The 25049-nt window shown below is 52.9% G+C and carries 22 protein-coding genes; 2 read left to right on the top strand and 20 right to left on the bottom strand.

All coding sequences use genetic code 11. The features are described 5' to 3' along the window. Positions 1 to 6: 6 nt before the first annotated feature. On the bottom strand, positions 7 to 495 hold the full coding sequence (locus NYE24_RS33390; protein WP_341024438.1) for a DUF2975 domain-containing protein: 489 nt from the start codon (positions 493 to 495) through the stop codon (positions 7 to 9). 320 nt (positions 496 to 815) lie between these two features. Between NYE24_RS33390 and NYE24_RS33385 the strand changes: the two genes are divergently transcribed. Further along, on the top strand, positions 816 to 1487 hold the full coding sequence (locus NYE24_RS33385) for an O-methyltransferase (RefSeq protein ID WP_341024437.1): 672 nt from the start codon (positions 816 to 818) through the stop codon (positions 1485 to 1487). Positions 1488 to 1564: 77 nt separating this feature from the next. Here the strand turns inward: NYE24_RS33385 and NYE24_RS33380 are convergent, their stop codons facing one another. The 10 genes from NYE24_RS33380 to NYE24_RS33335 form a co-directional block, all read right to left on the bottom strand. Continuing rightward, entirely contained in the window at positions 1565 to 2476 is a 912-nt protein-coding gene (locus NYE24_RS33380; protein WP_327196382.1) for a metal ABC transporter substrate-binding protein, read from the bottom strand. Between the two features lie 2 nt (positions 2477 to 2478). Further along, positions 2479 to 3321 (bottom strand): metal ABC transporter permease, encoded by an 843-nt coding sequence (locus tag NYE24_RS33375; protein ID WP_036695192.1) that lies wholly within the window; start codon positions 3319 to 3321, stop codon positions 2479 to 2481. Then, a complete protein-coding gene (locus NYE24_RS33370) occupies positions 3314 to 4057 on the bottom strand; it encodes a metal ABC transporter ATP-binding protein (RefSeq protein ID WP_342479341.1) in 744 nt (247 codons plus the stop codon). Before NYE24_RS33370 ends, NYE24_RS33375 begins: the two co-directional genes overlap by 8 nt. 856 nt (positions 4058 to 4913) lie before the next feature. Next, positions 4914 to 6227: an ectonucleotide pyrophosphatase/phosphodiesterase gene (locus NYE24_RS33365; RefSeq protein WP_341024435.1), complete on the bottom strand. Its 1314-nt coding sequence runs from the start codon at positions 6225 to 6227 to the stop codon at positions 4914 to 4916. A 1-nt stretch (position 6228) separates the two neighbouring features. Next, positions 6229 to 7455 (bottom strand): MFS transporter, encoded by a 1227-nt coding sequence (locus tag NYE24_RS33360; RefSeq protein WP_036695194.1) that lies wholly within the window; start codon positions 7453 to 7455, stop codon positions 6229 to 6231. A gap of 106 nt (positions 7456 to 7561) precedes the next feature. After that, positions 7562 to 8269 (bottom strand): response regulator, encoded by a 708-nt coding sequence (locus NYE24_RS33355; RefSeq protein WP_036695195.1) that lies wholly within the window; start codon positions 8267 to 8269, stop codon positions 7562 to 7564. Then, positions 8266 to 10011 carry a sensor histidine kinase gene (locus NYE24_RS33350; RefSeq protein ID WP_036695196.1) on the bottom strand — a complete coding sequence of 582 codons (1746 nt, stop codon included), beginning with the start codon at positions 10009 to 10011 and terminating at the stop codon, positions 8266 to 8268. Before NYE24_RS33350 ends, NYE24_RS33355 begins: the two co-directional genes overlap by 4 nt. A 96-nt stretch (positions 10012 to 10107) precedes the next feature. Then, positions 10108 to 11685 carry an extracellular solute-binding protein gene (locus NYE24_RS33345; protein ID WP_235218432.1) on the bottom strand — a complete coding sequence of 526 codons (1578 nt, stop codon included), beginning with the start codon at positions 11683 to 11685 and terminating at the stop codon, positions 10108 to 10110. A gap of 69 nt (positions 11686 to 11754) precedes the next feature. Then, a complete protein-coding gene (locus NYE24_RS33340) occupies positions 11755 to 12636 on the bottom strand; it encodes a carbohydrate ABC transporter permease (RefSeq protein ID WP_036695198.1) in 882 nt (293 codons plus the stop codon). A gap of 17 nt (positions 12637 to 12653) precedes the next feature. After that, positions 12654 to 13637, bottom strand: coding sequence for an ABC transporter permease subunit (locus tag NYE24_RS33335; protein ID WP_036695199.1), 984 nt, complete (start codon positions 13635 to 13637; stop codon positions 12654 to 12656). A 170-nt stretch (positions 13638 to 13807) separates the two neighbouring features. Here NYE24_RS33335 and NYE24_RS33330 point away from each other — a divergent pair, with 170 nt between their 5' ends. After that, positions 13808 to 14635, top strand: coding sequence for an AraC family transcriptional regulator (locus NYE24_RS33330; protein ID WP_342477696.1), 828 nt, complete (start codon positions 13808 to 13810; stop codon positions 14633 to 14635). A gap of 381 nt (positions 14636 to 15016) precedes the next feature. Here the strand turns inward: NYE24_RS33330 and NYE24_RS33325 are convergent, their stop codons facing one another. The 9 genes from NYE24_RS33325 to NYE24_RS33285 form a co-directional block, all read right to left on the bottom strand. Then, positions 15017 to 15355 (bottom strand): integrase core domain-containing protein, encoded by a 339-nt coding sequence (locus NYE24_RS33325; protein WP_342477695.1) that lies wholly within the window; start codon positions 15353 to 15355, stop codon positions 15017 to 15019. Between the two features lie 13 nt (positions 15356 to 15368). After that, complete coding sequence (locus NYE24_RS33320) at positions 15369 to 15950, bottom strand: hypothetical protein (protein WP_342477694.1); 582 nt, start codon at positions 15948 to 15950, stop codon at positions 15369 to 15371. A gap of 5 nt (positions 15951 to 15955) precedes the next feature. After that, a complete protein-coding gene (locus tag NYE24_RS33315; RefSeq protein ID WP_342477693.1) occupies positions 15956 to 16270 on the bottom strand; it encodes a helix-turn-helix domain-containing protein in 315 nt (104 codons plus the stop codon). Positions 16271 to 16746: 476 nt separating this feature from the next. After that, positions 16747 to 17829 (bottom strand): endo-1,4-beta-xylanase, encoded by a 1083-nt coding sequence (locus NYE24_RS33310; protein ID WP_235218433.1) that lies wholly within the window; start codon positions 17827 to 17829, stop codon positions 16747 to 16749. A gap of 39 nt (positions 17830 to 17868) precedes the next feature. Next, the gene (locus tag NYE24_RS33305; protein WP_256706716.1) at positions 17869 to 19566 is read right to left on the bottom strand and encodes a glycoside hydrolase 43 family protein; all 1698 of its coding nucleotides are present in this window, start codon (positions 19564 to 19566) and stop codon (positions 17869 to 17871) included. A gap of 107 nt (positions 19567 to 19673) precedes the next feature. Next, entirely contained in the window at positions 19674 to 21593 is a 1920-nt protein-coding gene (locus NYE24_RS33300; protein ID WP_036695200.1) for a carbohydrate-binding protein, read from the bottom strand. A gap of 203 nt (positions 21594 to 21796) precedes the next feature. Further along, the gene (locus NYE24_RS33295; protein WP_235218435.1) at positions 21797 to 22855 is read right to left on the bottom strand and encodes an ABC transporter substrate-binding protein; all 1059 of its coding nucleotides are present in this window, start codon (positions 22853 to 22855) and stop codon (positions 21797 to 21799) included. A 188-nt stretch (positions 22856 to 23043) separates the two neighbouring features. Next, positions 23044 to 24012 (bottom strand): galactofuranose ABC transporter, permease protein YjfF, encoded by a 969-nt coding sequence (gene yjfF, locus NYE24_RS33290; protein WP_036695201.1) that lies wholly within the window; start codon positions 24010 to 24012, stop codon positions 23044 to 23046. Continuing rightward, positions 24002 to 25042, bottom strand: a complete 1041-nt coding sequence (locus NYE24_RS33285; protein WP_235218436.1) for an ABC transporter permease — start codon at positions 25040 to 25042, stop codon at positions 24002 to 24004. Before NYE24_RS33285 ends, yjfF begins: the two co-directional genes overlap by 11 nt. Positions 25043 to 25049: the final 7 nt, after the last annotated feature.

The following is a 25049-nucleotide window of genomic DNA, read 5'->3' as shown; positions in this document are numbered from 1 at the left end:
GCCACCTCAGACTGTCAGATCATTCTCAGATTTCAATGCTATCGCTTCATTCAGGAGCTTCTGGAGTACCGCCGCGAATACTGCAATCACCATGGAGGCGAAAATAAGGACCAGCCCGATCACAATAATGCCCGGGGCATCGTCCTTCTCCGCCATCAGATAGAACAGCGGCAGCCCTAAGGTGAACATTCCGCTGATCGACACTGCCGCATGCTTGATATGCTTCAGCACCCGTACCGAGTCCTCCGAGAAAGCCTCATTGCGGTCGATTAAGCGTAACAGTCTGTATGCCTGGGACAGTGCTATGAAGAACGGCAGAGCCGCCCCATACAGATCTGTCATCACCAGCACCTGGATATACGAATGGCCGGGATACAGCTCCGCTGCGAAGTCACCGATAGCCGGGACCGCGAAGATACACAGGGCCAGCGCGGCCAGCGCGAACACAATAAGCACCGCCTTCAGAAACGTGGTTGAGCCTGGCTTACGGTTCATTACACATACTCCTCACTTGTTATGGTGAGTTTAATTTAGCATAATATTTATCGTTTATCAATATATTTTAATCGAAAAGAAATATATTATTATTGTTCATCATTCCCGGCAGATATCAATAAACCGCTGTAGCCCGGCTGCATAATAGAAAAGCCTGAGTGGATGAATGTTAATAAATACGCTCCTATTCATAGGTCATATTCATAACCAATACTTATGATTATGACATTATCATATATTAGTATTATGAATTATAATCCCTTATATTTAAAGCAGTTCCAATACAACAATACAAAAAAACAACTAATGGAGGGATTCACATGGAAGAACAGAACAAATGGAGCAACGTAGACGCTTATTTCAATGACCGGTTATTGACGGCTGATCCGGTCCTGGACGCTGTGCTGGATGCGAATACAGGGGCCGGCTTACCGGCGATTGATGTCGCTCCGAATCAAGGGAAGCTGCTGTATCTGCTGGCCAAAATGAAGGGAGCATCCAACATTCTGGAGATCGGCACGCTGGGCGGTTATAGCACCATCTGGCTGGCGCGGGCGTTGCCGGAGGCGGGCAGACTGGTCACACTGGAATTCGAGCACAAGCATGTTGTAGTGGCTGAGGATAACCTTAGAATGGCGGGGCTGGCAGACAAGACGGAAGTACTGGAAGGTCCGGCGCTGGATTCGCTGGCACTGCTGGAAGCCCGGGGATGTGAGCCGTTTGACTTCATCTTCATTGATGCCGACAAACCGAATAATCCGCATTACCTGAAGTGGGTGCTGAAGCTGGCCCGGCCGGGTGCGGTCATTGTGGCGGATAATGTAGTGCGTGACGGCGAGGTAATTGACCCGGACAGTGCGGATGACCGGGTTCAAGGCATCCGGCAATTCATGAAGCTGCTCGCAGAGGAGCCGCGCATAGATGCTACTGCTATACAGACGGTAGGCAGCAAGGGCTATGACGGATTCGTGCTCGGGATTGTCAGCGCTTGAACTATGCACAATATCGGAAATAACCCGCCAAGACTGGATAAGCAATCCATCCACGTTGGCGGGTTATTTGTTGCAGCCTATCGGGACAAGCCCTCTATCACCTGATCGATATTCCACTTGATCATCTTCAGGTAGGTGTCTCCGTCTTCCCCTTCCTTAGCCAGAGAATCTGTGAAAATCCTGGAATGGACCGGCACCCCGGTCTCGCGGGAAATCGTCTCCATCGTCTTGGGATTGACACTCGTCTCCAGGAATAACGCCGGAATCTGCTTCTCCTTGATAATGCCGATGATCCGGTTCATCTGCTCCGGTGTTCCCTGGCTGTCAGTGTTGATCTCCCAGATGAAGGCAGACTCGAAGCCATAGGCCTGGGAAAAGTATTTGAAGGCTCCTTCACTGGTGACCAGGACGCGCTTCTCCTGCGGGACCTTGCTCACAGCTTCCTTGGCATACTGATCCAGCTCCGTCAGCTCCTTCACGTACGCGGTCTGGTTATCCAGATAATATTGCTTGTTGTCCGGGTCCTGTTCGATCACACGTGCGGTAATGACATCCACATACTTGACCGCGTTCTGTATATCCAGCCAGGCATGAGGGTCAACCTGGGACTCCTTCCCCTTCTCGGTTAGGTACATCGGCGTGACCTCTTCGGAGACGGCAAACGCGGCAGCTTCCTTTTTTGTCACCTTGAGCAGATCCTGGAACCAGCCCTTGCCGGTCTCCAGATTCAATCCATTATAGAAAATAAGGTCCGCGCTGGAAACCTTGCCTGTATCTGCAGGCAGCGGATCATACATATGGGGGTCTGTGCCGATAGGTACCATGCTGTAGACCTCCGCCTTATCTCCGGTGATATTCCGGGTCATGTCTGCAATGATCGAATACGTGGCCACAATCTGCAGCTTGCCGTCATCCGCTCCCCCCTTACTGGTGTTGGAGCATGCGGCGAGTAGTAGAATGAGTAAGGATGCCGATATTATTTTGAACAGTCTCATGCTTGCTTCAGTCCTTTCCGCAGAAAATTATTCTTGGGCGATATGATGAATGAAATGCTGAACAAGGTGACGCCTACCAGCACGATTGTTGCACTTGTCGGCAGATTGTAGCGGAAGCTCACGTATACGCCGATGATCCCCGAGGCTGCCCCAACTGAGGAGGCTAATACGATCATATGCAGCAAGGAATTGGACCACAGATACGAGGTGGCTGCCGGGATGACCAGCATCGCGATGACCAGTACAATCCCAACCTGAGACAAGGAGGAGACGGTCACTACGGAGAGCAGCATCATCAGCAGATAATGATAGAAGCCGGTCTTCAGCCCGTAAGCCTTCGCTACCACTGGATCGAATGAGCTGATCAGCAGCTCTTTGTACAGCAGTGTAATAATGGCAAGCACCGCCAGCATGATGATGAAGGATTGCAGCAGCTCGGATTGCGGGACAGCCAGAATGTTACCGAACAGAATATGAGTGAGATCCAGCCCGCTTCGGGCGAACGTAATCAGGACAATCCCGAGTGCAAAGAAGGAGCTGAGAATGATACCGATAGAGGTATCGCTCTTGATATTGCTGCGGCTGGTGATGAATTGAATGAGAATAGCGGCTAACAGGCCGAACAACGAAGCGCCCAGCAGGATGTTGATGCCCAGAATATAAGACAGGGCGACGCCCGGAAGCACTGCGTGAGATAAGGCATCGCCCATCAGCGACATTTTGCGCAGAACGATGAAGCTGCCCAACGCCCCTGAGACAATCCCGAGAATAATTGCAGATAACCCGGCGTTCAGGGCGTAAACTGGAATATTCAGCAGACTGGATAAGGACTCAATCATGAGAAGCACCTCCTGCACCCTGGATCATTACGTTGCCCAAGGATGTACCGTAGGCTCTGCGGATATTCTCTGTGGTGAAGGTATCCTGCACATCTCCGAAGGCGATAAGCCGCTTGTTAAGCAGAATGATTTTGTCAAAATATTCTTCAACTTCATGCAGATCATGGTGCACCACCAGGATGGTCTTGCCTTCCTCACGGAGCTGCTTGAACAGGTTCACAATGATACGCTCACTAACCATATCAATGCCGACAAACGGCTCATCCAGGAAAAACACACTGGCCTCCTGGGCCAGCGCCCGGGCGATAAACACCCGCTGCAGCTGCCCGCCGGACAAATTGCTAATCTGCTTATCCGCAAGGTCACCGATCTCCACCATCGCCATGCTGCGCTCCGCAATAGTCCTCTCCTTCTTACCCGGACGCCGGAACAGCTTCAGGTTCGGATAAGTTCCGGTCAGCACCGTATCCTTAACTGTAATGGGAAAAGTCAGGTCAATATCGTTCTTCTGCGGCACGTAGGCAATATTCCGTCTGTACAGGGCAATGTCCTTCCCCTCTGCCTTTACCGTTCCGCTTCTCTTCTTGATCACATCCAGCAGCGCCTTAATGAAAGTGGACTTCCCAGCGCCATTGGGCCCGATAATGCCTACCGAATGCCCGAAGGGGATATCGAGCGTCACACCCTCCAGCGCCGAGTTGCCGAAATAATCAACGTTTAAACCCTTAATCTGAATCATGTCAGCACCCCATCTCCTATTTAGCCTAACTGACTAAAATAAACTAATGATTTTTTGGTTTGGGATTGGCCGTGACTCCAGAGAAGTTTTGGACTTCAGGCCGCTGCCCAATTTGGATTTCCTGATTAAAACCGCTCTTCGCGGTAGAAATCCAAATACAAAGGCGGACGCTACCGCTCCTCCAGTTCTAAAATTCCCCTCCGCCACTTTTCCCTTTACGTATATTTTCAAGTTCAATCTCTATAGCAAATTAATGAATCTATTGTGTATATTGTTTCTCATATACACAATTGTTTCTCTAAGGAAACTTTTATTCTTATGGATAATATATTTGATCATAGGCAAAATGTCAACGGTAATTTAAATTTTAATTACAGTCGTGCCGTTGATTAATGTTCAGGGGCGGCGCCCCCCTCTTAGCGGCAAACAGGTGGAAAAACGTATCTTAATCAGCCCGCTTTAGGCAAATATAAGGAAATAAGCGGAAATATTACAACTAAAATAGTTTGTTTGGGCTTCTGCGGCTGGATGGGCTGAAATTAAGTGTTGTTTATACAACTGTTACCCGGGAAGCGCTCATTCGTTCATCAGCAAGTGGAGGAAATCCGCCTGTTTCCTAAGGCTAACGCTACTCTACTAAGCGCCAGCAGATTGTATTTGCTTTTCCGCATACGTTTGGCCTACGGGTACACGCACCCCACCCCGCAACACCGCATGAGCAAGCTATCATCCTATTCGCCGATACAACCAACGATAAAAAAAGCCCGACCCGGCTGCCGCGTGTGCGGACATCCTGATCGGACCGATGGAAGTTGCTCTATTCATCACTCACACTACCATTACTATCCCCCCGCTACTCCTCAAAAATCTCCTCCAGCACACGCCCGTCCCCCGGCCCGAACCGGAGCCCCAGCATCCGTCCCATCGTCGGGGCGATGTCGACCATCTCCAGATCACCGATGGGATAGCTCTGCTTGATCCCTGCGCCTGCGATGACGAGATTGCAGCGGTACCCGCTTGCATCCGGGGAGTAGCCGTGCGTAGCATAGCGAATGCCCTCCGCCTGCAAATCGGTGACCAGCGTGTCCGCCAGCGCTTCATCGAAGCTGTAGCCCCGCTGTGCTTCAAGCATGACTTTTGCCACCGGGCTGGCATGGAGCTGCTTCAGCGTCTCTTCCGTGTATACACTCTCAATTCCCGGTGCTCCGTCACGCCTGTATTCATCCACCGCCGCCAAGGCCAGCTGCTGCGCTTCCTCATCTCCGGGCTGCACATGCAGATAAGCTGAACCGCCGCCGCTCTGGAAGTAGGCCCGCCACTGCATCACGCCGTCCTTCTCATAGATCAGTCCTTTGGCCTGCAAAAGATTGTTCACATGCATCTTGTAGCGCACATTGAACTGACCATGGTCGCCCAGTACCATCATCACCGTCTCCTCCCGGATTCCGGCATCCTCAACAGCCTGCATGATCTCACCCAGCCGATTGTCCATCCGCAGGATGACATCGTCTACTTCCCCGCTGTCCGTGCCGCACAGATGCTTGGTGTCATCCAGGTCGATCAGATGCATCATCAGCAGGTTCGGCTTATGCCGCTTGATCGTATCGGCGGCGCACTTCGTGGTGAAGTTATCGAGCTGCGGCTGGGCGATGCCCTGCCTGATTCGTCCGTATTTCAGCTCCAGCCGGGCGCAGTACAGGGGACTGCCGCTTCGCAGTACCTTAAGCGCCTGGTTCTCCCCTTTTAACGCACGGATCTCTGGAATATTATACTGAATCGAGGACTTTCCGCTTACCGGCCACAGAAGTCCCGCTGTACTCAGCCCCGCTTTACGCGCGGCATCATAGATTGTTGGCACCTGAACCGCCTCACGGAACCAGAACCAGCGCTGCTCCTCCTCCGGCACGAACGGCTGCAGCGGATTGTTGTGATAGATACCGTGTTTATCCGGGTAGACGCCGGTAACGATGGTAGTATGCACAACGTAAGTTAGCGTGGGATAGACACTTCTGAGACGGTTGCTGTAAGCACCGCTGGTGATCAGCTTCGACAGATTGGGCAGGCGGCTGGCCATCTCCCAGTGATCTTCAGAGAAGGCATCATAGGAGATGACGATCAGATGCTTGGCTGCAGAGGGTGGTTGCGGTGGCAAACCAGTGGATTCCATACTATGTCCCCTTTGGCAATGTGATGAAGATGAAGAAGCCGATCAGAAAGAGCGGGATAATCGACAAAATACTATAGCGGGCATCTCCTACCAAGGTAGTGGTCAGAGACATTAAGGCAGGGCCAAGAATCGCCGCGAACTTGCCAAAAATATTATAGAACCCGAAGAATTCATTGGAATTCTCCTTCGGGATGATTTTGGCGAAATAGGACCTGCTGAGTGCCTGAATGCCGCCCTGGGCCGAGCCGATCAGCGCACCCAGCAGGAAGATATGCCACACCGAAGTAATGAAGAACGCTGCGATACAGGAAATAACGTAGGTGAATATCCCGGCAATAATCAGGGCCCGGGCGGAGTAGGTTTTGGCCAGATTGCCATAGAGAATCGCGCAGGGAAAGGCAATAATCTGGATGATGAGCAGAATTCCCAGCAGTGTGAAGGTGTCGAGGGCTTCTGTGCCGAGGACGGAGGTTGCGTAAGGCACAACCATTTTGATAATCGTATCTACTCCGTCAATATAGAAGAAGTAAGCAAGCAGGAACACAAAGACGATTCGGTGCTGGCGGATATTCCCGAAGGTGGCAGCGATGCGTTTGAAGCTCCGGGCCACAGGCTTCGGCTCAGGCTCGATATAATATCTCTGCTTCACATCCCGGATCATCGGCACCGTCAGCAGTCCCCACCAGAGCGCCGTAATGATGAACCCGATCTGGTAGCCGATGGCCTTGTCCATTCCCAGCAGGAAGATCAGCAGCAGACTGATGCCGAACGGAATACAACTGAAGATGTAGCCGTAGGCGAACCCTCGCGTTGACACCTTGTCCATCCGTTCATCCTCCGTAATATCCACCAGGAAGGAGTCGTAGAAGATATTAGACCCGGCGAAGCCGACCGCTGACAGAATGTAAAAGGCAACAAGCAGCTGCCATTGCCCGCTGGCAGGGGACACAAAGGCCAATGAGGCGGTTGAAAGGATACCGAGCGCAGCGAAAAAAATAAAGAACCGCTTCTTCCGGTCCTTATAATCCGCAATCGTGCCGAGAATCGGGCTGAGGACCGCGACCAGAATACTGGCGATCGAGTTGAAATACCCCAGGTCCATGCTGCTGCCCACATTATCGAACATCCCGAAGATAATCGGCAGCAGCGCCGTAGTCACGGCCATCGAATACGCGGAATTCCCGCAGTCGTACAGAATCCACGATCTCTCCTCTTTGCTTAGCTTCATCTCATCTTCTCCTCTTATAACCGATTGTTTCAGTTATATCACGCGAACGTATGAAGCATGTTAATGGGGTGTAAAATCATTGGCGGATGATTACGCAGAAGCAGCTTTAGTGATCTTGCCGGTAAGCCCCAGGGGTGCTGCCGGTGTATTTTTTGAACACCTTGTTGAAGTAATGCTTGTTCTCATACCCGACCCGGCGTCCGATCTCGACTACCGGCAGATCCCGGTGGAGGCTCAGCAGCTTCTGCGCTTCCTTGATCCTGGTGGTATTCAGGTAATGGACGAACGTATCGCCGGTGACCTTCTTGAACAGGCTGCTGATGTAATTCGGATGAAGGTCCATCAGCTCGGCCAGATGATCCAGGGACAGGTCATTCATATAATTCAGCCGGGTGTAGGCAAGAATCCGCTTGGCATGCGGCGGACAGTCCGTACTGTCCACGGAGGGAAGATTCCGCTTCACCTGACTCAGCAGCCGGGCTACCTCCTCCTTATCCACCGGCTTCAGCAGATAATCCACTACCCCGTAGCGGAGCGCCCGGCGGGCATATTCGAAGTCATCATGTCCGGTAAGAATAATGAAGCGCTCACATAAACCGTTCTCCTTCGCCTCCTCCATCATCTCGAACCCGTTCTTCTCCGGCATATGCAAGTCCGTTACCGTCACATCCGGCATATATTCCTTCATGATCTGAAGCGCCTCGAAGGCGTCGCCGGCCTCGCGGATCTCAGCTCCGGCCGGCGCGGCTCCGCCAATCACCTTCACCAGCCCTCCAAGGATAATCGGCTCATCGTCTACGATCAGAATTCTCATGCTTGCTCTGCCGCCCCTTTCGATAGGATGATGGTCAGGCAGGTCCCCTTGCCCTCCTCACTCTCAAGAATCAGCCGTGAGGTCCCGCCATAAAATGATTTAATCCGCTCGCTGACATTATACAGGCCCACGCCTCCCTCTGTCTCTTCCTGAGTGTTCAGCTCCTCCCCGCGGGATAACCGGGCGCGAAGCTGCCGCACCTGTTCTTCAGGAATACCCATGCCGCTGTCCGACACGCTGATTCGGATATCCTCCGCCGTCTCCTTCGCCTGAATCAGGATATGGACCGGCCGCAGTGTCACGGCAGCTCCGTGAATAATACTATTCTCGACCAGGGGCTGGAGGATGAATCTTGGACAAATCAGGGCCTCGGCAGCCACAGCGATATCGACCTCATAGGTGAGTCTTTTTTGCAACCGCATTTTGTGAATATTGAGGTAGAAAACTACGGTCTCAAGCTCTTGGGAGAGCACGGTATGATCGTCCTGGGCGGACAGGCTGTAACGCATCAGCTTACCGAACCAGTAAGAGATCTCCGCCACTTCCTTGTCATTGTTCGATTCGGCCAGCATGCGGATAGTCTCCAGCGTATTATAGAGAAAATGCGGCTTGATCTGGGCCTGGAGCACCTTGTAAGCGGCTTCCTTATTGCGCAGCTCGGCCCGGTGGACATTGTTGATCAGCTCATCCATGCGCAGAAGCATCGAATTATAGGTCTCGGTCAGGAAGCTGATCTCATCCTTGCGGCCCGGCTTATCCTCCTTGCTGACCGACTGCTTCAGGTTGTCGTCGTTCAGATTGCGCATATGTCTGGCGAGCCGGAGAACACGCTTCGTAATCGTTGAAGCAAGAGTGTAATACGCGAACGACAATAACGCAAGCAGTACTGCGAATGTCGTTATCATCACCAGCTCCTGGCTCCGGATCGAGCGAAACACCTCGGATACCTTGCCGATTACGGCAACACGTACGCCCAGTTCCTTCATATATAACTGATTAACAATGACTTCCCGGTTGATAAAATAGGTCTGTGCTTCTCCCGAGGCCAGTCTGCTCCAGGTGGCATCGTCCACTGCTGCGGGAATGCCTTCCCGCTCCAGCGGCTTGCCCTCTGCGGGCAGAAGCAGCGCGGTCCAATCCCCTCCGCCTGTCGCCCGATAGAACTTGCGGATCAGCTCACTGCCGACCCGCAGCTCCAGCAGTCCCACAATCTCGGTAAAGTCATTATTATATATATTCTGATAGAACACCAGCGGGGGAGCTTCCACCTGGGGATCGGGAATCATCCACTTGCCCTGTCCCGGCCGCAGCATACGGGTAGCCTCGGCACCCTGTTCAACCAACGCCGATAGTTCGAGCAGACGGTCAGTAATGGGCAGCACGCCCTGCTTGGTCAGATAGATTCTGAACGTCTCAATTTCAGGACTGATATTAAGCGATTGTATAATCACCGGATTAATATAACGGTTGTAGGCATATACACTCTCTGCGTCCGTCTCATAGCTGCCGTCCAGATAATCGGTTACATATGGATTGTATTGCAGCATCCGCTGCGTGGAATCAATCCGGGCCAGGTCTGCCTTCATATTGGCATAGGCCTGCTCCAGAATCTTCTGACGGCTCTCCACAAACTGGCCGCTTACAGAGTCATAGATCTTACTATAATAATAGTAGCCAAACGTAACTACTGGAATAAAAATCAGAAAGATATATCCTACTATCATTTTGCGTACAATGCTCACGGCAGTCTGTCCCTCCGGTGCCCGACTTATGTTCTCTAATCCTACCATGAACATGTAAAACCCGGTAGAGACAGGTCTCTACCGGCAGGAATCCGCTTACTTGAACAATTCTTTTTTCTTCTGATAGGTTGTATTCGCCCAGTCGGTGAGCTTCTGCAGGCCGATGTTCTCTGCGTTCTTCAGCATATTCTCATAGGCTGCTACTGCGGCTTCCTCCGATTCAGCCAGATAGATTTTGACCTTCTCATTCTTGACCATCTCATCGATCTTGGTCTTAATGGTCTTCTCCTGTGAATCCGGCTGAGTCTGGATCAGGCCGATCTCCGGCTTGTAGATGCGGATCGACTTCAGATCCATCAGCGCCTGAGTTTTCTGCAGCTCAGGAACATAGGACAGCATGCCCTCCGTAACTCCATCGTTATACAGATACCACCACTTAATTCCGTTGCTGTTCACGAAATCGGCATCGGACGGATTGTATTTGAAATCGGGGTGACCTTCTTCATTCCAGGTCCAGTGCACACCCTCTACCCCGAACATCGTCAGCTTCTTGCCCTCGTCGCTGGCCAGATACTGCATGAATTTGATGGAGGCCTCCGGGTCCTTATTCTTCTTGGTGATGAAGGTTCCGGAGAAGCCGAGTCCTGAGCTGACTACCTTGGCATCCTTCGACAATACGCTTGGCAGCATCTTGAAGGAGAAGTTCCCCTGATTGCTCTTGATCTTGATGTTATCGGTATCTGCTGTGGATACGGTGTGGCTATGGGCGAAGGCTTTGCCGCCCGTAGCATATTGATCATCAATCTGGTCATTGGCCAGTGCGAAATTCTCAGCCAGGATATAGCCGTTACGGTACAGGCTATTCATGAACTTGAAGAAGTCCAGCATCTTGGGCTGCCTGATCGCATATTCCACCTTGCCGTCCTGTTCATACCAGCCGTCGAGCAGAGTCTCCGTACCGAATTGGGCCAGGAAATACTGCTCGATCCAGTCCTTGTCCATGATCAGCGGGACCATCTCGGGATATTTCTCCTTAACCATACCCAGTACCTTGACGAAATCATCCAGGGTCTTGATCGGCGGATTCCCCAGCTCCTTCAGAATATCCTCCCGGACCGCGATGCCCGGGTTGCCGTCGCTGCCTAACGAATATTTACTATTCTTCATCTCCTCCTGGGTTGCAAAGGAATTCCGCACGGTATAGAAATTGCCGTCATCCATGGTGTGGATGGCAATCCGGGTCTTGTCAATCTTGAAATCCGGCGCATATTTCTCAATCAGTTCATTCCAGGAATACGACAGCTTCGAGTCGGATAACCGGTCTACATTGGATGAGGTGAACACCAGGTCCGGCAGGTCACCGGAGGCAATCATCAGCGGGAGCTGTTTGTCATCGGTAGCGACCGTAACCTTCAGCTTCACCCCCGTCTTCTCGGTAATCATGTCGGCGACCGGACCCTTCCATTCCGTAACCGGGTACCACGACGCATCAATGAAGAGGCTTAACTCCTTCACCTGTCCGGGCTTGGCAGGTGCATTCCCGCCTGCAGCGGCGTCCGGGCTGCCGGACGGGGCGGGCTGGGCGGTATTTCCCCCGTTACCGCCGCAGGCGGATAACACTACGGCCATTGAGAGTGCGGCTGCGACGATCTTAAAGCTTCTGCTTTTGTTCAAGCTAATCCCTCCATGATTGAATTAATGAGCTGTATGAGCGATGGAACATTTGAACACTGAAGCACTGGCCTAGCCTTTTACCGAACCCAGCATGATTCCAGAAACGAAATACTTCTGCAGGAACGGATACACACAGATAATGGGAACAATGGAAACGACCATTGAAGTGACCTGTAAGGAGAAGCTGGTCACACCCGCCGAGGCACTGTTGGCTACCGCCAGCGAATCCATCGGAGAGTTGCTCTTGTTGATGACCTCCATCATGCGGAAGGCCAGCGTACGCAGCTCCTCGGACTGGACGAAATAAGCCGAATCCAGCCAGGAATTCCATTGTCCGACCCCCATGAACAAGGCCATAGTCGCCAGCACCGGCGTTGAGACCGGCAGGATGATGCGGAAGAATATCGTAAGCTCACCGGCCCCGTCTATATGCGCAGATTCTTTTAGCTCAGCGGGAATTTCACGGAAGAATGAGATCGCAATGAGCAGGAAGAACGTGCTGAGCATGGACGGGATGATGTACACCGCAAAGGAATTTAACAAGCCTAGTGAACGCAAGACTACATAATAAGGGATCAGTCCGCCGGAGAAGTACATGGCGAATACGATCACTGTGAAATAGACCTTGCTAAACAACAGATCACGATGTGACAAGCCGTAAGCGACGATGCTGGTAAGCAGCAGTCCGAGCAAGGTGCCGGACACCGTCCGCAGTACGGAGACCAGGAAAGCCTTCACCCACTTGGGATCATCCATGAACACCCGGTAATTCTCCAGGGTAAAGTTCCGGGGCCACAGATACACCCCGCCCAGCAGTGAGTCTGAGCCTTTATTAAATGAAGCTATTAACACGTAATAGAACGGGTACAGCATCGTGAGCATAATAATGAACAATACCACATAGATCACGCTGTCAAAAACAAAATCCTTCTGCCGCTGACTCTTCAGCATAGCCTTCCCTCCTCTCTCTAAAACAGACTGGAGCCCGATACCCGCTTAGCGATATAGTTACTGGAGAAAATCAGCGCTACAGATATCACCGATTGAATTAAATCGATCGCTGCTGCATAGGAGAACCGCCCGTCGCTTAACCCCACCCTGAATGCGTAGGTCTGGACAATCTCTGAGGTTGGATTATTGATACTGTTGCCGAGCAGGTAGGCCTGCTCGAAGTTTGAACCAACCAGTCCGCCGCCGAGAATGCTCCCGATGGTCAGTACCAGCACAACAACGATGGTTCCCTTCATTCCCGGCAGGGTGATATAACGGATACGCGCCAGCCTTCCGGCACCGTCAATCTCAGCAGCCTCATAGAGCGAAGGACTGATCCCCGAGATCGCCGCCAGAAAAATAATCGTCCACCAGCCCATCTCCTTCCACACCGCACTCCCTACCGCCAGCCCCCAAAAGTAATTTGGACTGGTCAGGAAGGCTAGCGGCTCATCCGTGAAGCCCATCGCCATCAGCGCCTTATTGACCACACCGACATCGGCGGATAGGAAGGCATAGGATACGCCAACCACGACCACCCAGGAGATAAAATGCGGCAGATAGCTGATCGTCTGCACAAACCGCTTGAAGGCCATGTGCTTCACTTCGTTCAGCATGATCGCCAGCAGGATCGGCGCCGGGAAGGCGAAGAGGACCTTCAGCAGACTAAGGACCAGCGTGTTGCGGACCAGCTTGCCGAATTGATAGTCATGGACGAATTCATCGAAATACCTCAGCCCGACCCAATCGCTGGTGAAGATTCCTTTGATGCCGCCGGAGATGCTGTAATCCTTGAACGCCATTAGGATGCCGAACATCGGAGTGTACGCGAAGATCAGCAGATAGATCATGCCTAGCCCGACGAACAAATGCAGTACTTTCTGTTTTTTAAACCGCTTCCATAAAAACGACCGCCGGCCGCCGCCGGTTCCGGGACTTTTTGGCTGTGTTTCCAATTCCATATGCGCTCCTCCCTCGTACCTTTAGTTTACCTTCCAGGGGAGGGGCGCCGTAAGCTCACATTCTTAAGAAAGCGTTGTCATTTTTGAATACGCTTCCTTTGTTTATTTGTTGTTTTCGTCATATAGTATAAGTAACATGCTGAAAGATACAGGTGCTGACTATGAATTCTATGGAATACGGACTCAATGAGGGTCCAATGGTAAAAGGGAACGGGTACAAGCCCTCCAATCTGCATAGATGGGGACCCGGCGTCCGTGATGTATATGCGCTGCATTATATCGTAAGCGGCAGAGGTTACTTGAAGACCGGCCAGGCGGTACACCCTGTGGAGACGGGCGAGAGCTTTATGATTTTTCCGCAGACGGAGGTGTATTACTATCCTGATCCGCAGGACCCGTGGGCGTATTGCTGGATTGAATTTAGCGGGCCGGAGGCCTTACGCTTACTTGCTATGCTTCGTATCTCACCCGACCAGCCCGTTGTAACGACCGCGCCGCAGGATTTCAGGGCCATGTTCGATCAGATTAAGGCCAATGAACTGGAGCCGTATGCACGGGAGCGCTCGGATGCGGTGCTTCATCTGCTGCTGTCGTATTACATGGAGTATTATCCGAGCGAGCAGGCCAGTCTCAAGAAGGACTATGTAGGGTCAGCGAAGGCCTATATCGAGAGTAACTATTGGAAGTCTTCCTTATCGGTGCTGGATGTGGTGGAATATGTGACTATTGAGCGCAGTTACCTGTTCCGGCTGTTCAAAAAAGAGACGGGCACCTCCATCTCCGGCTACCTGACCACCGTGCGCATCCGGCGGGCCTGCGAACTGCTGGCGGAGTCGCGGTTGTCGGTGAAGTCGTTGTCTTACTCGGTCGGCTACCACGACCCGTTGTACTTCTCGAAGATATTCAAGAAGGTTACTTCCTACACGCCTTCACAGTACAGGAAGGTGTATAGGGAGGGGCATTTGTCCCTTCCTCCGGCGGATGGGGGTGGGGGGTGAGATTGGCGGATGTCTTGGCGGGTACGGGGATAACTTACTTGTGCGGGTGAGTGGTGCTGGTGGTGTTTGTGTTTGTGTTTGTGTTTGGTTTTTCACATACGATTGGCCTAACATACCTCTGCACCAACACATTTGAGCTGTATCCAACTAAATAAGGTGCACTAATGCACCTTATTTCCGCTCGCAGCCGACTTTCGCTAGATTCAGGTACACTAATGCACCTCATTTCCGATCGAAGCCGACTTTCGCCGGATTCAGGTGCACTAATGCACCTTATTTCCGCTCACAGCCGACTTTCGCCAGATTCAGGTGCACTAACGGTGCGACCCCCTTATCCCGGAGTCCTCCGTATCAAATCGGTACTTGTCGTAGATATGCTCTTTATTTCGCTTTTTCTCTCGGCCAGAAGAAGCGGGAGCGGTCTTCTTGGGTCAGGACCCACTCCGCAAAGGTAGCTGGCGGCATGTTCCGAAGGCTCGTATGCATTCTGCGGTTGTTGTAAAAGTCCATGTACCGGTCCACCGCTTCATAGGCCTCTTCGAACGTGTCGAATGCCTCTTTGCGGAACAAATCCCGGTCGATATTACTGTGGAACGATTCAATAAAAGCGTTTAAATCCAGCGTTCGAGGCGGAATGCGTTCATGGGTCATTTCCCAGCTTTCACACATGTCGCCAAACAGATGGCTGACAAACTGTGGGCCGTTGTCGGTGCGGATCACCGGACGTGCGCTGTCAGGGGCGCAGTGTTGCTCCATGGCGCGTCCCAGCGTCTGGCAGGCGTGCTTTGGCCTCACACGACGATCCGCGGTGGTAGCCGACGATGACACGGGTAAACACATCGATAATACTCAGGACAAAGAAATGCCGGTCGCGGCCCGCCACGTACCCGTACTTAATGTCCATCTGCCAGAGCTGGCCTGCTCCGGTAATGACCCGGTTCTCCGGCAGCTTCCGGGGATGCTTAAAACGCTTGTGACGCTGCGGCTGCAGGATATCCAGCGCCTGACACAGCCGGTAACTTTTCTTGTGATTGAGCTTTAAACGGTGCTGGTTCCACAAGCACTTGGCCAGCAGTTTGTATCCGTACACGTGCTCTTCTACAGCGATTAATTCCAGCAGCCATTCCTGGATTTCCTCGTCGCTAATCTTCGCTCCAGACTCGGTCAGAGAGTAGCCGGGTACGGGTCTTCCGCGCCCCTGGAGTACGGCCTGTGCATCCTGTGACTTGCGTTTCTTACGGTCGTAGTACGTGGACTCTGCGAGCCCGATGAGACGTAGTACCAACGCTGCGGAATATCCCTGCTTAATGAACATCTCGGCTACCTCGATTTTTTCGGATAAGCAGGGGTTGGCTTTTTTATCAGTTCACGCAGAATCTCAATCTCTAACTCCTTTTCGCCGAGCATCTCGACGGCCTTTTCGTATTTCTGCTCTACTTCCAGGAGGCGCTTCAGTTCCTCCACCGGCTCCTGGGGATACGGATGATCTTGTTCCCCATGGGCCTCTCGGTAGTCTCTCACCCACTGATTCACCGTAGACGGAGTCACCCCATACTTTCGGGCAACCACCGCCGCCTTAATGCCAGATAACACCTCTTGCGCTGCCTTCTCTCTTGTTCCTGTTAAGTGTCCCATACCGTTCATCCTCCTCCTATCTCTAGTCTACATTTTTGTGGGGGAGGACTCCAACTTCTTTAGGGGGCTGTGGAGCTAATGCACCTCATTTCCGCTCACAGCCGACTTTCGCCAGATTCTGGTGCACTAATGCACCTCATTTCCGCTCGCAGCCGACTTTCGCCAGATTCAGGTGCACTAATGCACCTTATTTCCGCTCACAGCCGACTTTCGCTAGATTCAGATGCACTAATGCTCCTTATTTCCGCTCACAGCCGACTTTCGCCAGATTCAGGTGCACTAATGCACCTCATTTCCGCTCGCAGCCGACTTTCGCTAGATTCAGGTGCACTAATGCACCTCATTTCCGCTCGCATGCCCAAGGTGTTCGATTTTTCACATACAATACAATCCTAGTCAAAAAAAGGCTGCTCCCGGCGCATTGTGCCACGGGAGCAGCCCTTAAGTAATGTTACATACCGCGTGCCTGCTTCAGCTTATTCAGCCGGAACGGGTTCCAGCACCGGTTGGAGATCCAGTTGAGGGTCTGGCTCAACCACACTGTCCGGCAGGATCACACTGTCAGTGATATCCTGGGCGTCAGTGGTTTCCATCAGGGCTGACGAGCCGCCCAAGTATTGCTTCAGCCACTTCAGGGCAGGGCGCTCTGTGCCGTTGGAATTCACCAGATGGGTACCCGATGCCCAGGTCTGATTCTGGATGTAGCCCCACAGGGTTACGCCCTTAACGGAAGGATGGTTCCAGAGCACAGGGAACTTCTGTTGGTATCTGGCAAGCTGGGTGTTGTCATCACCGGTAATATCCAGCTCGGAGACATAGATTGGCAGGCCTGTAGCGGCAAGCTTATTCAGTACGGTGTTCATGGTAGAGACGCTGACGTTATCCATATTGAAGTAGTGGCACTGAATGCCGATTCCGTCAATCAGTCCTCTGGATTTCAGGATATTGATAATGTTCACGTACTTGTCGGCTGCGCTGGGGTCACCGATAATGCCATAATCATTGAGGTGCAGCTTGGCGTTCGGGAAGGCGGCTCTGGCCTGCTGGAAGGACCAGATGACCCAATCCCAGCCGGTGCTTCCGTCACCGCCGATGGCATTGCGGTACGAAGGCTTGGCGTGCAGCGGTTCATTAACGACATCCACAAAAGCAGTCTTCGCGGAATAACGCTGGCCTGCCTGAGTAATAAATGAGCTGATCTCCGCCTTCTGCTCCGCTGCCGATAAGCCGGCGACCCAGTTAGGCTCCTGGTTTCCCCAGACAAGTGTATGGAACTTGAACGGGATGTTTTTGCTAATGGCATAGTTATAGATCATGTCCGCATTGCCCCAGTTCATCTGGTTGCGGTTGCCTTCGATGGAGCCCCATTTGGTACCGTTCTCAGGGGTGACCTGATTCCAGTAGGTGGTGAAGTTACTTGGAGCACTGCCTGCAATGATATTCCCCAGGAACTTCGATCCATTGGTAATTGCTGCGCTGGCATTGCCTGCCATCACAGAGGTGAGCAGGACACTCGCTAGGGCGAGCCCGCCCACAACCTTTTTAATTCTGTTCTTCAATGAAATACATCTCCTTCTTCTTATTGGATGTAAGCGCGCCTATTCCAGACGCAGATAATCAAAATCAGTATAGCCGCCCGCTGACTTCGTCGCATAATTGAACAACGCAAACCGGTAGCCCATAAAGTGAGGCATTGTATAGGACATCTGCAGCGTATTCCCTATGGATGTCCAGTTGTTGCCGTCCAGACTATAGGAGAAGTACGCCTTATCCGTCTGATTAGTAAAATCGCAGAGTACCTTCAGATAGACTCTGTTCTGGCTGAGCGGCACATTGGCCACTTGAGTCATTGACCCGGAGCTGGCATTGACCATCACAATGGACTTGGAATTGCCGGACATCTTCACACCGACGAACCCGTATTTAGCCTGAAAAGCAGCCAGTCCGGCAACATCCCCGTCCTTCATTCCGCCCGTCTCCAGGGCCGTCACGCCTGTGCTCTTCGGACCGAACGTCCGCTGGGTCAGTGTGTTCCGGGCATTCAGCAGGCTTGTACTTACCTTGCCGGTGGTCAGCCGCAGGAATCCGGGACGCTGGGACAGAGACCACTTCGTATTATCAGGATTGTGGTTCCACTGCCAGACCTTGGCCAGCCCTGTTCCTGCCGAGATCGCTCCTGCAAAAGTTTCCTCCTCCGCTGCGGAATATGTCTGGTCAATCACGGTATCCGGCACAGCCAAGTAAGCGTATACATCATCCGGAACGGTTGCAGCAATGGCAGAAGATGAGGAGAACTCATCGGAGGCGTACACCTTCTTCACCGGATACCCTTCAACAGGCAGGTTCAGGGTTCGCGGTGCCTTGCCCCCGCTTCCGAAGACCGGCCAGTTCCCGGTCCAGGTTACCGGCACCAGATACGGCATCCGTCCAACCGCCCCGCTATCCCTGAAGAGCATCGCATACCAGGAACCGGATGGCGTGTCCACAATGCCGCCCTGGGCAATGCCCGAGTCGTTAAGTGACACCTGCCCTGTATAGCCCCCGGTTAAGCTCGTGGAGCGGTAGGTCAACTGAGTGCGTCCGCTTCCCGAAGGCCAGCAGATTAGGAACACATAATAATAGCCGTTGATCTTCTGGATATGCGCGCCCTCGGCCTTCACAATGAAGTTCGAACCGGCAATATTGCTGGAATTCGGGATGATAACCTGACTGATCCCGCCGGACTTGATGGCCTTGGCATCTGCCGTCAGCTCAATCAGGCTGATATTATCAACTCCGTACACCAGGAAGACACGCCCATTGTCGAACAGCAGTGAAGCATCGTGATAGTAGCTGCCCAGGACCGATGAGGTCCAGGGGCCATTTTCAATATTCGAGGTCTGATAGATATAAGTCCGGCCGGTTGAGTTGGACCCGAAGGACACATAATAGATCCCGTTATTGTACCGGATGCTGCTTGCCCAAGAGCCCTTGCCATACTCATTCTGTCCGTTGTTCAGATTCTGTGCATCGCCGTTCGCATACGTATCGTAGACATAATTCACGATTTCCCAGTTCACCAGATCATAGGACTTCATGATAGGAACACCGGGGGTCATATGCATGGTGGTGCTGGTCATGTAATAGACATTGCCTACCCTGATGACGTCATTGTCCGGGGCGTCTGCATAAATAAACGGATTGGTAAAGGTCGCAGCAGCAGCCGTAGAAGGATTGAACAGGATACCGAGCGTGAGCGAGAATGCCAGCAGGTACAACCCTGCTTTTTTAAAAATAGAAGAATTTATATGTTGCACACGATAACCTATCCTTCTATTTCCCGCTGAAACTATACCGTTCTTTAAAAGGACGGCAAAGCCGTTTCTACTTGCCATAGCATCCCTCCTTCCGTATGCTTCCCTCGTCACTGGTTCCATTCAATATAATCCACATAGGCATCCCAGCTTCCATTATCCGTGGTAACGACCAGCTTGACCTCCTGATTGCCGGTGGCATGGGCCACATTGGTCAACGTCTGTACCGAGGGGGTTGTTCCGCTGAAATTGAAGGAGCCAACGTTCACTCCGCCGATCAGCAGATCCACCCGCGCCGCAGAGGAATTGTTAGAAGCCCCCCGCACTGAGAAATTGTGCGTGCCATAGGCATAATACTGATTGAACGCAGCAGCGTCATCATTTCCGTACAGTGCCACTCCGCTAAAAGGAGAAGTAATCTTCCCCGCATAGGTTCCGCTGAGCGTCATGTCCTCCGCTTCCACCTTGCTTACCGGAGGAGGTGTCGTGCCGCCATCGCCGCCCGTAGAGAACTGCCAGTAATCGAAGTTGAACAGATTACCGGAGCCTGATCCGGTGAAGACCAGATAGAGTCTGTGCACCCCTACCGCATTGCTGACCGTAGTCTGTACCTCCTGCCAGGACTGCGCTCCTCCTGTATTAGGAACATTCAGCGTGCCGACCAACGGGCCGGTTGCGCTGTCGAGCCGGATTTCGATTTTACCGCCGCCTGTGGCGGAAGCCACATTCGCCTTGAAGCTGGAAGCGCCGGAGCCGAAATCGGCATTGCCCACGGCAACCCAGTCTCCATTGTTAATATTGGTCACATTCATATTGCTGGCAGGACCGCCCGCAGCCTGCGTACGTTCCGTTGTAATGCCTGCATTCCAGCCGATCGTCTCGGCTTCCACCCGGGTGTACGGATTCAGATTGGCAATCTGGGCGATGCCCGCCATGTCTCCCTGAACCTCCTGGATGGTTCCGTTCGCATTATGGACCAGCTTGTTGATATGCGGAGAACGGTAGCCTTTGCCGTCACCAAGGACAGCCTTCGCCACAGTCTGGGCGTGATAGACTACGTACCACCCGTTATTGAAGTTAAATACCGCATGGTGGTTGTTGCCGCCTACCCCGAAGAAGGTGTAAGGATTCTTCAGGAAATGTCCGGTGTACGTAAAAGGTCCCATCGGACTGTTGCTGACCATATACCCGATTTCACCTGCCGGATAGGCAGCCGGGTGCGTGCCGGAGAAGTTGAAGCAATACGAGTAATAATATTTGCCGCCGTACTTATGGATGCCCGAATCCTCGAACATATAGGGAGCATCAATTGTGGATGCGCTTCCAACAATGCTTGTCATATCCGCACCGAGTCTCAGCACACGGGCTGTCTTGGGACTGGCAACAGATGCCGGGTCCGAAGTGTTGGGGATGCCCCCGCCCGCATATAGATAGCCGCTGCCGTCGTCATCGACCAGTACCGCCGGGTCAAACAGCCAAGTTACCCCGGACATTCCCGGTGTATTGCCTGTCACCAGTGCTTTGCCCAGCGGATCGGACCACGGGCCAACCGGAGAGTTGGCTGTCAGTACCCCGATGCCTGACGCGCCGTTGGCGAAGTACAGGAAGAATTTATCCTGTCCGTTGATTTTCTTCACGGCTGCTGAAGGCGCCCAGGAGAGCGAGGCCCATTTGGCAATGCCCGCAGAACCATTGACATTATTGGCTCCGGCTACCGGGATGGCACCATGGTCTGTCCAGTTCACCATATCTGCCGAAGAGATGACATTGATTTTGTTCAGTGCACTGAAATCATTATCCTTCACTGTTCCGTTGCTGTTATAGACATAGGCATCACTCGACATATAGATATAGACTCTTCCGTTATACGTCAATGCGAAGGGATCGGCACCCAGCTTGTGGTCCATCAGCGGATTGGAATTTCCCGGCTGTTTGGCTGTGGCATTTCCTGCCGCCTGAGCAGACAGCATAGGCAGACAGCCCAGCAGCAGAACAAAGGTCATCGCAAGCACCGAGAGCTTTTTGAACATCGGCATTCTCCTCCATTACATTTTTTGTAAACCCTTTCAATCGGATGCGTTACTTATGCCGGAAGCTCACAATCCTCCCCTCCTATTGAATTACTTGAATGAATCTACTAATATTTGTTATTCGAGTTCATCTTAATATACTTCTGCCCAATGAACAATGTAGATTTTTGTTTGAAAAGTTGAAATTTTTTGGTTTTTATGTCTTAATATTTGCGGTTGTTGATCTCCATAGCGGCCAGCTCCCGGGTATATATATCCTCCGGGGTCACCATCCGCTTCGGCAGAGTCCGGCCGGCCATAATCTCCTTCACGGCTTGCATCAGCAGCGGCCCTAGCAGCGGATTACATTCGACCACAGCGTTGATGCTGCCCGCCACCATCTGCTCGAATGCCCGCCGCGTGCCGTCCACCGACACAATAATAATATCCTCTCCCGGCACAAGTCCGGCCTCCTTAATAGCCTCCACCGCGCCAATTGCCATATCGTCATTATGAGAATAAAGCACCTGAGGCCACTGCTCCTTTGGCTGCTGCAGAAAGGTCTTCATCACCTCATGACCGCCGCTGCGCGTGAAATCTGCCGGAGCACTGAGGGTAATCTGCAGGTTCGGCTGATCGGCAAGCATCTTGCGGAACCCGCGCCCGCGGTCGATGGACGGCGTTGAACCTACGGTTCCCTGCAACTCTGCAATGCGGATCTCCCCGTTGTGATGACGCATCTTGTCTCTCACATACTTAGCCGCCTTCACTCCTTCTTCATAGAAGTCAGAGCCGATGAACGTGACATAGAGCGAGCTGTCCGGTACATTCACTGAACGGTCCAGGATGATCACAGGAATTCCGGCCTGCTTAATCTCCAACAGAATCGGCTCCCAGCCGGTCTGCACCACAGGCGCAATGGCAATCACATCGACCCCGCTGCGGATAAAAGAACGGATGGCCTCGAACTGCTTCTGCTGATCCTGCTCAGCGTTCTTCAGCAGCAGCGTAATCCCCGCCTCCCCGGCAGCTTCGCGGATCGATGCGGTGTTCGCTTCCCGCCAGGTGCTCTCCGATCCGAGCTGGGAGAAGCCGAGCACTACTGGCTTGTTTGCGGCAATCTCTGCTGCGGAGGGCAGCAGGCCTGTAAGTGCCGCAGGAGATGGCCCCTGCATAGGCAGCGCCTGTGGCCCGCCGTTATTCCCGCCACCCGTGCAACCGCCCAGCAGCATTAGTGTCAGGACGATGCACAGCAGCACCAGGCACTCTTTTACTGTTCGCAAGCAGATTCCCCCTTCTGTATGATAGCGATTACAATTATATAGCAAGTGGAAACGGCTTTGTCATCCTTTTAAAGGACGGTACCGTTTCGGTGAGAAATAGAACGATAATGTCTAGCGTGAAACCTATACATTATTATATTTCAAAAAAATGGAGAGACAAGTATAAATTGTCTCTCCATGCGTAGTGCTTATTCTTTTAAGGTCAGCCGCCTGGAGCTTAGCACCCGCTGCAGCAGGATGAAGATGAACAGCAGCAGGCCGATGACGATCTTCGTCCACCAGGAGCTAAGCGTGCCCTCGAAGCTGATAATCGTCTGAATCACACCCTGAATCAGTACCCCGAAAAAGGTACCCAGCACATATCCGACCCCTCCGGTCAGCAGCGTGCCACCAATGACGACCGCCGCAATCGTATCCAGCTCGAAGCCGACGGCATGCAGCCCGTACCCCGACAGCATATAAAAGGTGAACACCACGCCTGCCAGCGCTGAGCATAGTCCGCTAAGCGTATAGACCAGCACCTTGGTTCTCGCCACGGGCAGCCCCATCAGCAGCGCCGATTGCTCACTGCCCCCAAGGGCATACACATTGCGCCCGAACCGGGTATAGTGAGCCGTGAAGATAGCGGCTGCTACGACTAGTATAGCGATAACAGCGCTGATGGAGAGGAAGCTGCCGCCCGGCAGGGGAATCCGCGTCTGGGCCATGGCGGTGTAGAAGGCGTTATCAATGGTAATGGTATCGATGCTGATGACATAGCATAAGCCCCGGGCCAGGAACATTCCTGCCAGTGTGACGATGAATGGCTGGATGGCGAAATAATGGATAATCGCGCCCATGACCGTACCGAATACGGCACCCATCAGGAGTACAAGCGGGATAACAACGGCGGGCGGCCAGCCCTGCTGCTGCACGAGGCTTGCCGAGACCATTGTGGATAAGGCAATCACCGAGCCGACCGACAGATCGATGCCGCCTGATAGGATGACGAAGGACATGCCCACCGCCGTGATTAGCAGAAAGGCATTGTCCACCAGCAGATTCATCAGCACCTGAAGGGAGAAGAAGCCTGTGTAACGGAAAGAGCCAGCGGTGAACATGACGATGAACAGCAGAATGGTGACTACTATTGGAATATACTTACGGTTAAGAGGCATGACGGCTCATCTCCTTCTCAGCGGGGTAATGCCGCGACTTCCAGCGGGCGGCAACCGCGGCGCGGAAGGTGTCCGACTGGATCAGGCAGACGGCCAGGACGACACAGGCCTTAACAACCAGCGTAATCTCCGGCGGCACACCGATCATATAGATGGTGGTGGTCAGCGTCTGGATAATCAGCGCTCCGATCACGGTGCCGGTCAGATAGAAGCGGCCGCCGTTCAGCGACGTCCCGCCGATGACCACGGCCAGAATAGCGTCCAGCTCATACCAGAGACCGGCATTGTTGCCGTCAGCGCTGGAGACATTCGAGCTGAGCAGCAGGCCGGCGATTCCGGCGCATAAGCCGCAGAACACATAGACGGCCAGTATGACTAAGTGGGCACGGATGCCGGACATCTTGCTGGCTGCCGGATTACAGCCCACCGATTCGATGAACAGGCCGAGGGCCGTCCGCCGGGTAAGTAGCAGGGCGATCCCCAGAACCAGCGCTACGACAAAAATAGAGAAGGGCAGCGCAGCCAGTGAACCGGACCCGATATACGCATACTTGGTGCTGGTTACTGTAATAATCTGTCCGCCGGTAATAAGCTGGGCGATCCCCCTTCCCGCTACCATCAGAATCAGTGTGGCTATAATCGGCTGAATTCCGGCCATGGAGACCAGCAGTCCGTTCCAGGCCCCCAGCATCAGGGACAGGCCTGCGGCCAGCAGCACCGAGGTCAGGATCAGCCCCATACTGTTCTGGTCCGCTCCTCTGCTGATGCTCAGGCAGGCGATAGCGCCCGAGATGGCTACTATGGAACCGACCGACAGGTCGATCCCCTTGGTAGCCACTACCAGCGTCATCCCGATAGCTACCAGGATCAGCGGCGCACCGAAGTTCAGTATGTCGATCAAGCTGCCGTATAAATGCCCGTCATGGACGGTGATGGAGAAGAAATCCGGCGAATAACACAGGTTGAACAGCAGCAGTGCAGCCAGTACGCACAGCGGCCAGAATAAATGATGCTTCATTACTACGCTCATAATTGGT

Source organism: Paenibacillus sp. FSL H7-0350, assembly GCF_038593195.1.
Classification (GTDB): domain Bacteria; phylum Bacillota; class Bacilli; order Paenibacillales; family Paenibacillaceae; genus Paenibacillus_AQ.
Note: the sequence above shows the minus strand (reverse complement) of the source record. Positions and strands in the feature narration are given on the sequence as shown.

What these genes read in the sequence shown, in the direction of transcription:
- NYE24_RS33390 (WP_341024438.1), bottom strand. Translation starts at nt 495, where the DNA reads ATGAACCGTAAGCCAGGCTCAACCACGTTTCTGAAGGCGGTGCTTATT.
- NYE24_RS33385 (WP_341024437.1), top strand. Translation starts at nt 816, where the DNA reads ATGGAAGAACAGAACAAATGGAGCAACGTAGACGCTTATTTCAATGAC.
- NYE24_RS33375 (WP_036695192.1), bottom strand. Translation starts at nt 3,321, where the DNA reads ATGATTGAGTCCTTATCCAGTCTGCTGAATATTCCAGTTTACGCCCTG.
- NYE24_RS33365 (WP_341024435.1), bottom strand. Translation starts at nt 6,227, where the DNA reads ATGGAATCCACTGGTTTGCCACCGCAACCACCCTCTGCAGCCAAGCAT.
- NYE24_RS33360 (WP_036695194.1), bottom strand. Translation starts at nt 7,455, where the DNA reads ATGAAGCTAAGCAAAGAGGAGAGATCGTGGATTCTGTACGACTGCGGG.
- NYE24_RS33355 (WP_036695195.1), bottom strand. Translation starts at nt 8,269, where the DNA reads ATGAGAATTCTGATCGTAGACGATGAGCCGATTATCCTTGGAGGGCTG.
- NYE24_RS33340 (WP_036695198.1), bottom strand. Translation starts at nt 12,636, where the DNA reads ATGCTGAAGAGTCAGCGGCAGAAGGATTTTGTTTTTGACAGCGTGATC.
- NYE24_RS33335 (WP_036695199.1), bottom strand. Translation starts at nt 13,637, where the DNA reads ATGGAATTGGAAACACAGCCAAAAAGTCCCGGAACCGGCGGCGGCCGG.
- NYE24_RS33330 (WP_342477696.1), top strand. Translation starts at nt 13,808, where the DNA reads ATGGAATACGGACTCAATGAGGGTCCAATGGTAAAAGGGAACGGGTAC.
- NYE24_RS33320 (WP_342477694.1), bottom strand. Translation starts at nt 15,950, where the DNA reads ATGTTCATTAAGCAGGGATATTCCGCAGCGTTGGTACTACGTCTCATC.
- NYE24_RS33315 (WP_342477693.1), bottom strand. Translation starts at nt 16,270, where the DNA reads ATGGGACACTTAACAGGAACAAGAGAGAAGGCAGCGCAAGAGGTGTTA.
- NYE24_RS33300 (WP_036695200.1), bottom strand. Translation starts at nt 21,593, where the DNA reads ATGTTCAAAAAGCTCTCGGTGCTTGCGATGACCTTTGTTCTGCTGCTG.
- yjfF (WP_036695201.1), bottom strand. Translation starts at nt 24,012, where the DNA reads ATGCCTCTTAACCGTAAGTATATTCCAATAGTAGTCACCATTCTGCTG.
- NYE24_RS33285 (WP_235218436.1), bottom strand. Translation starts at nt 25,042, where the DNA reads ATGAGCGTAGTAATGAAGCATCATTTATTCTGGCCGCTGTGCGTACTG.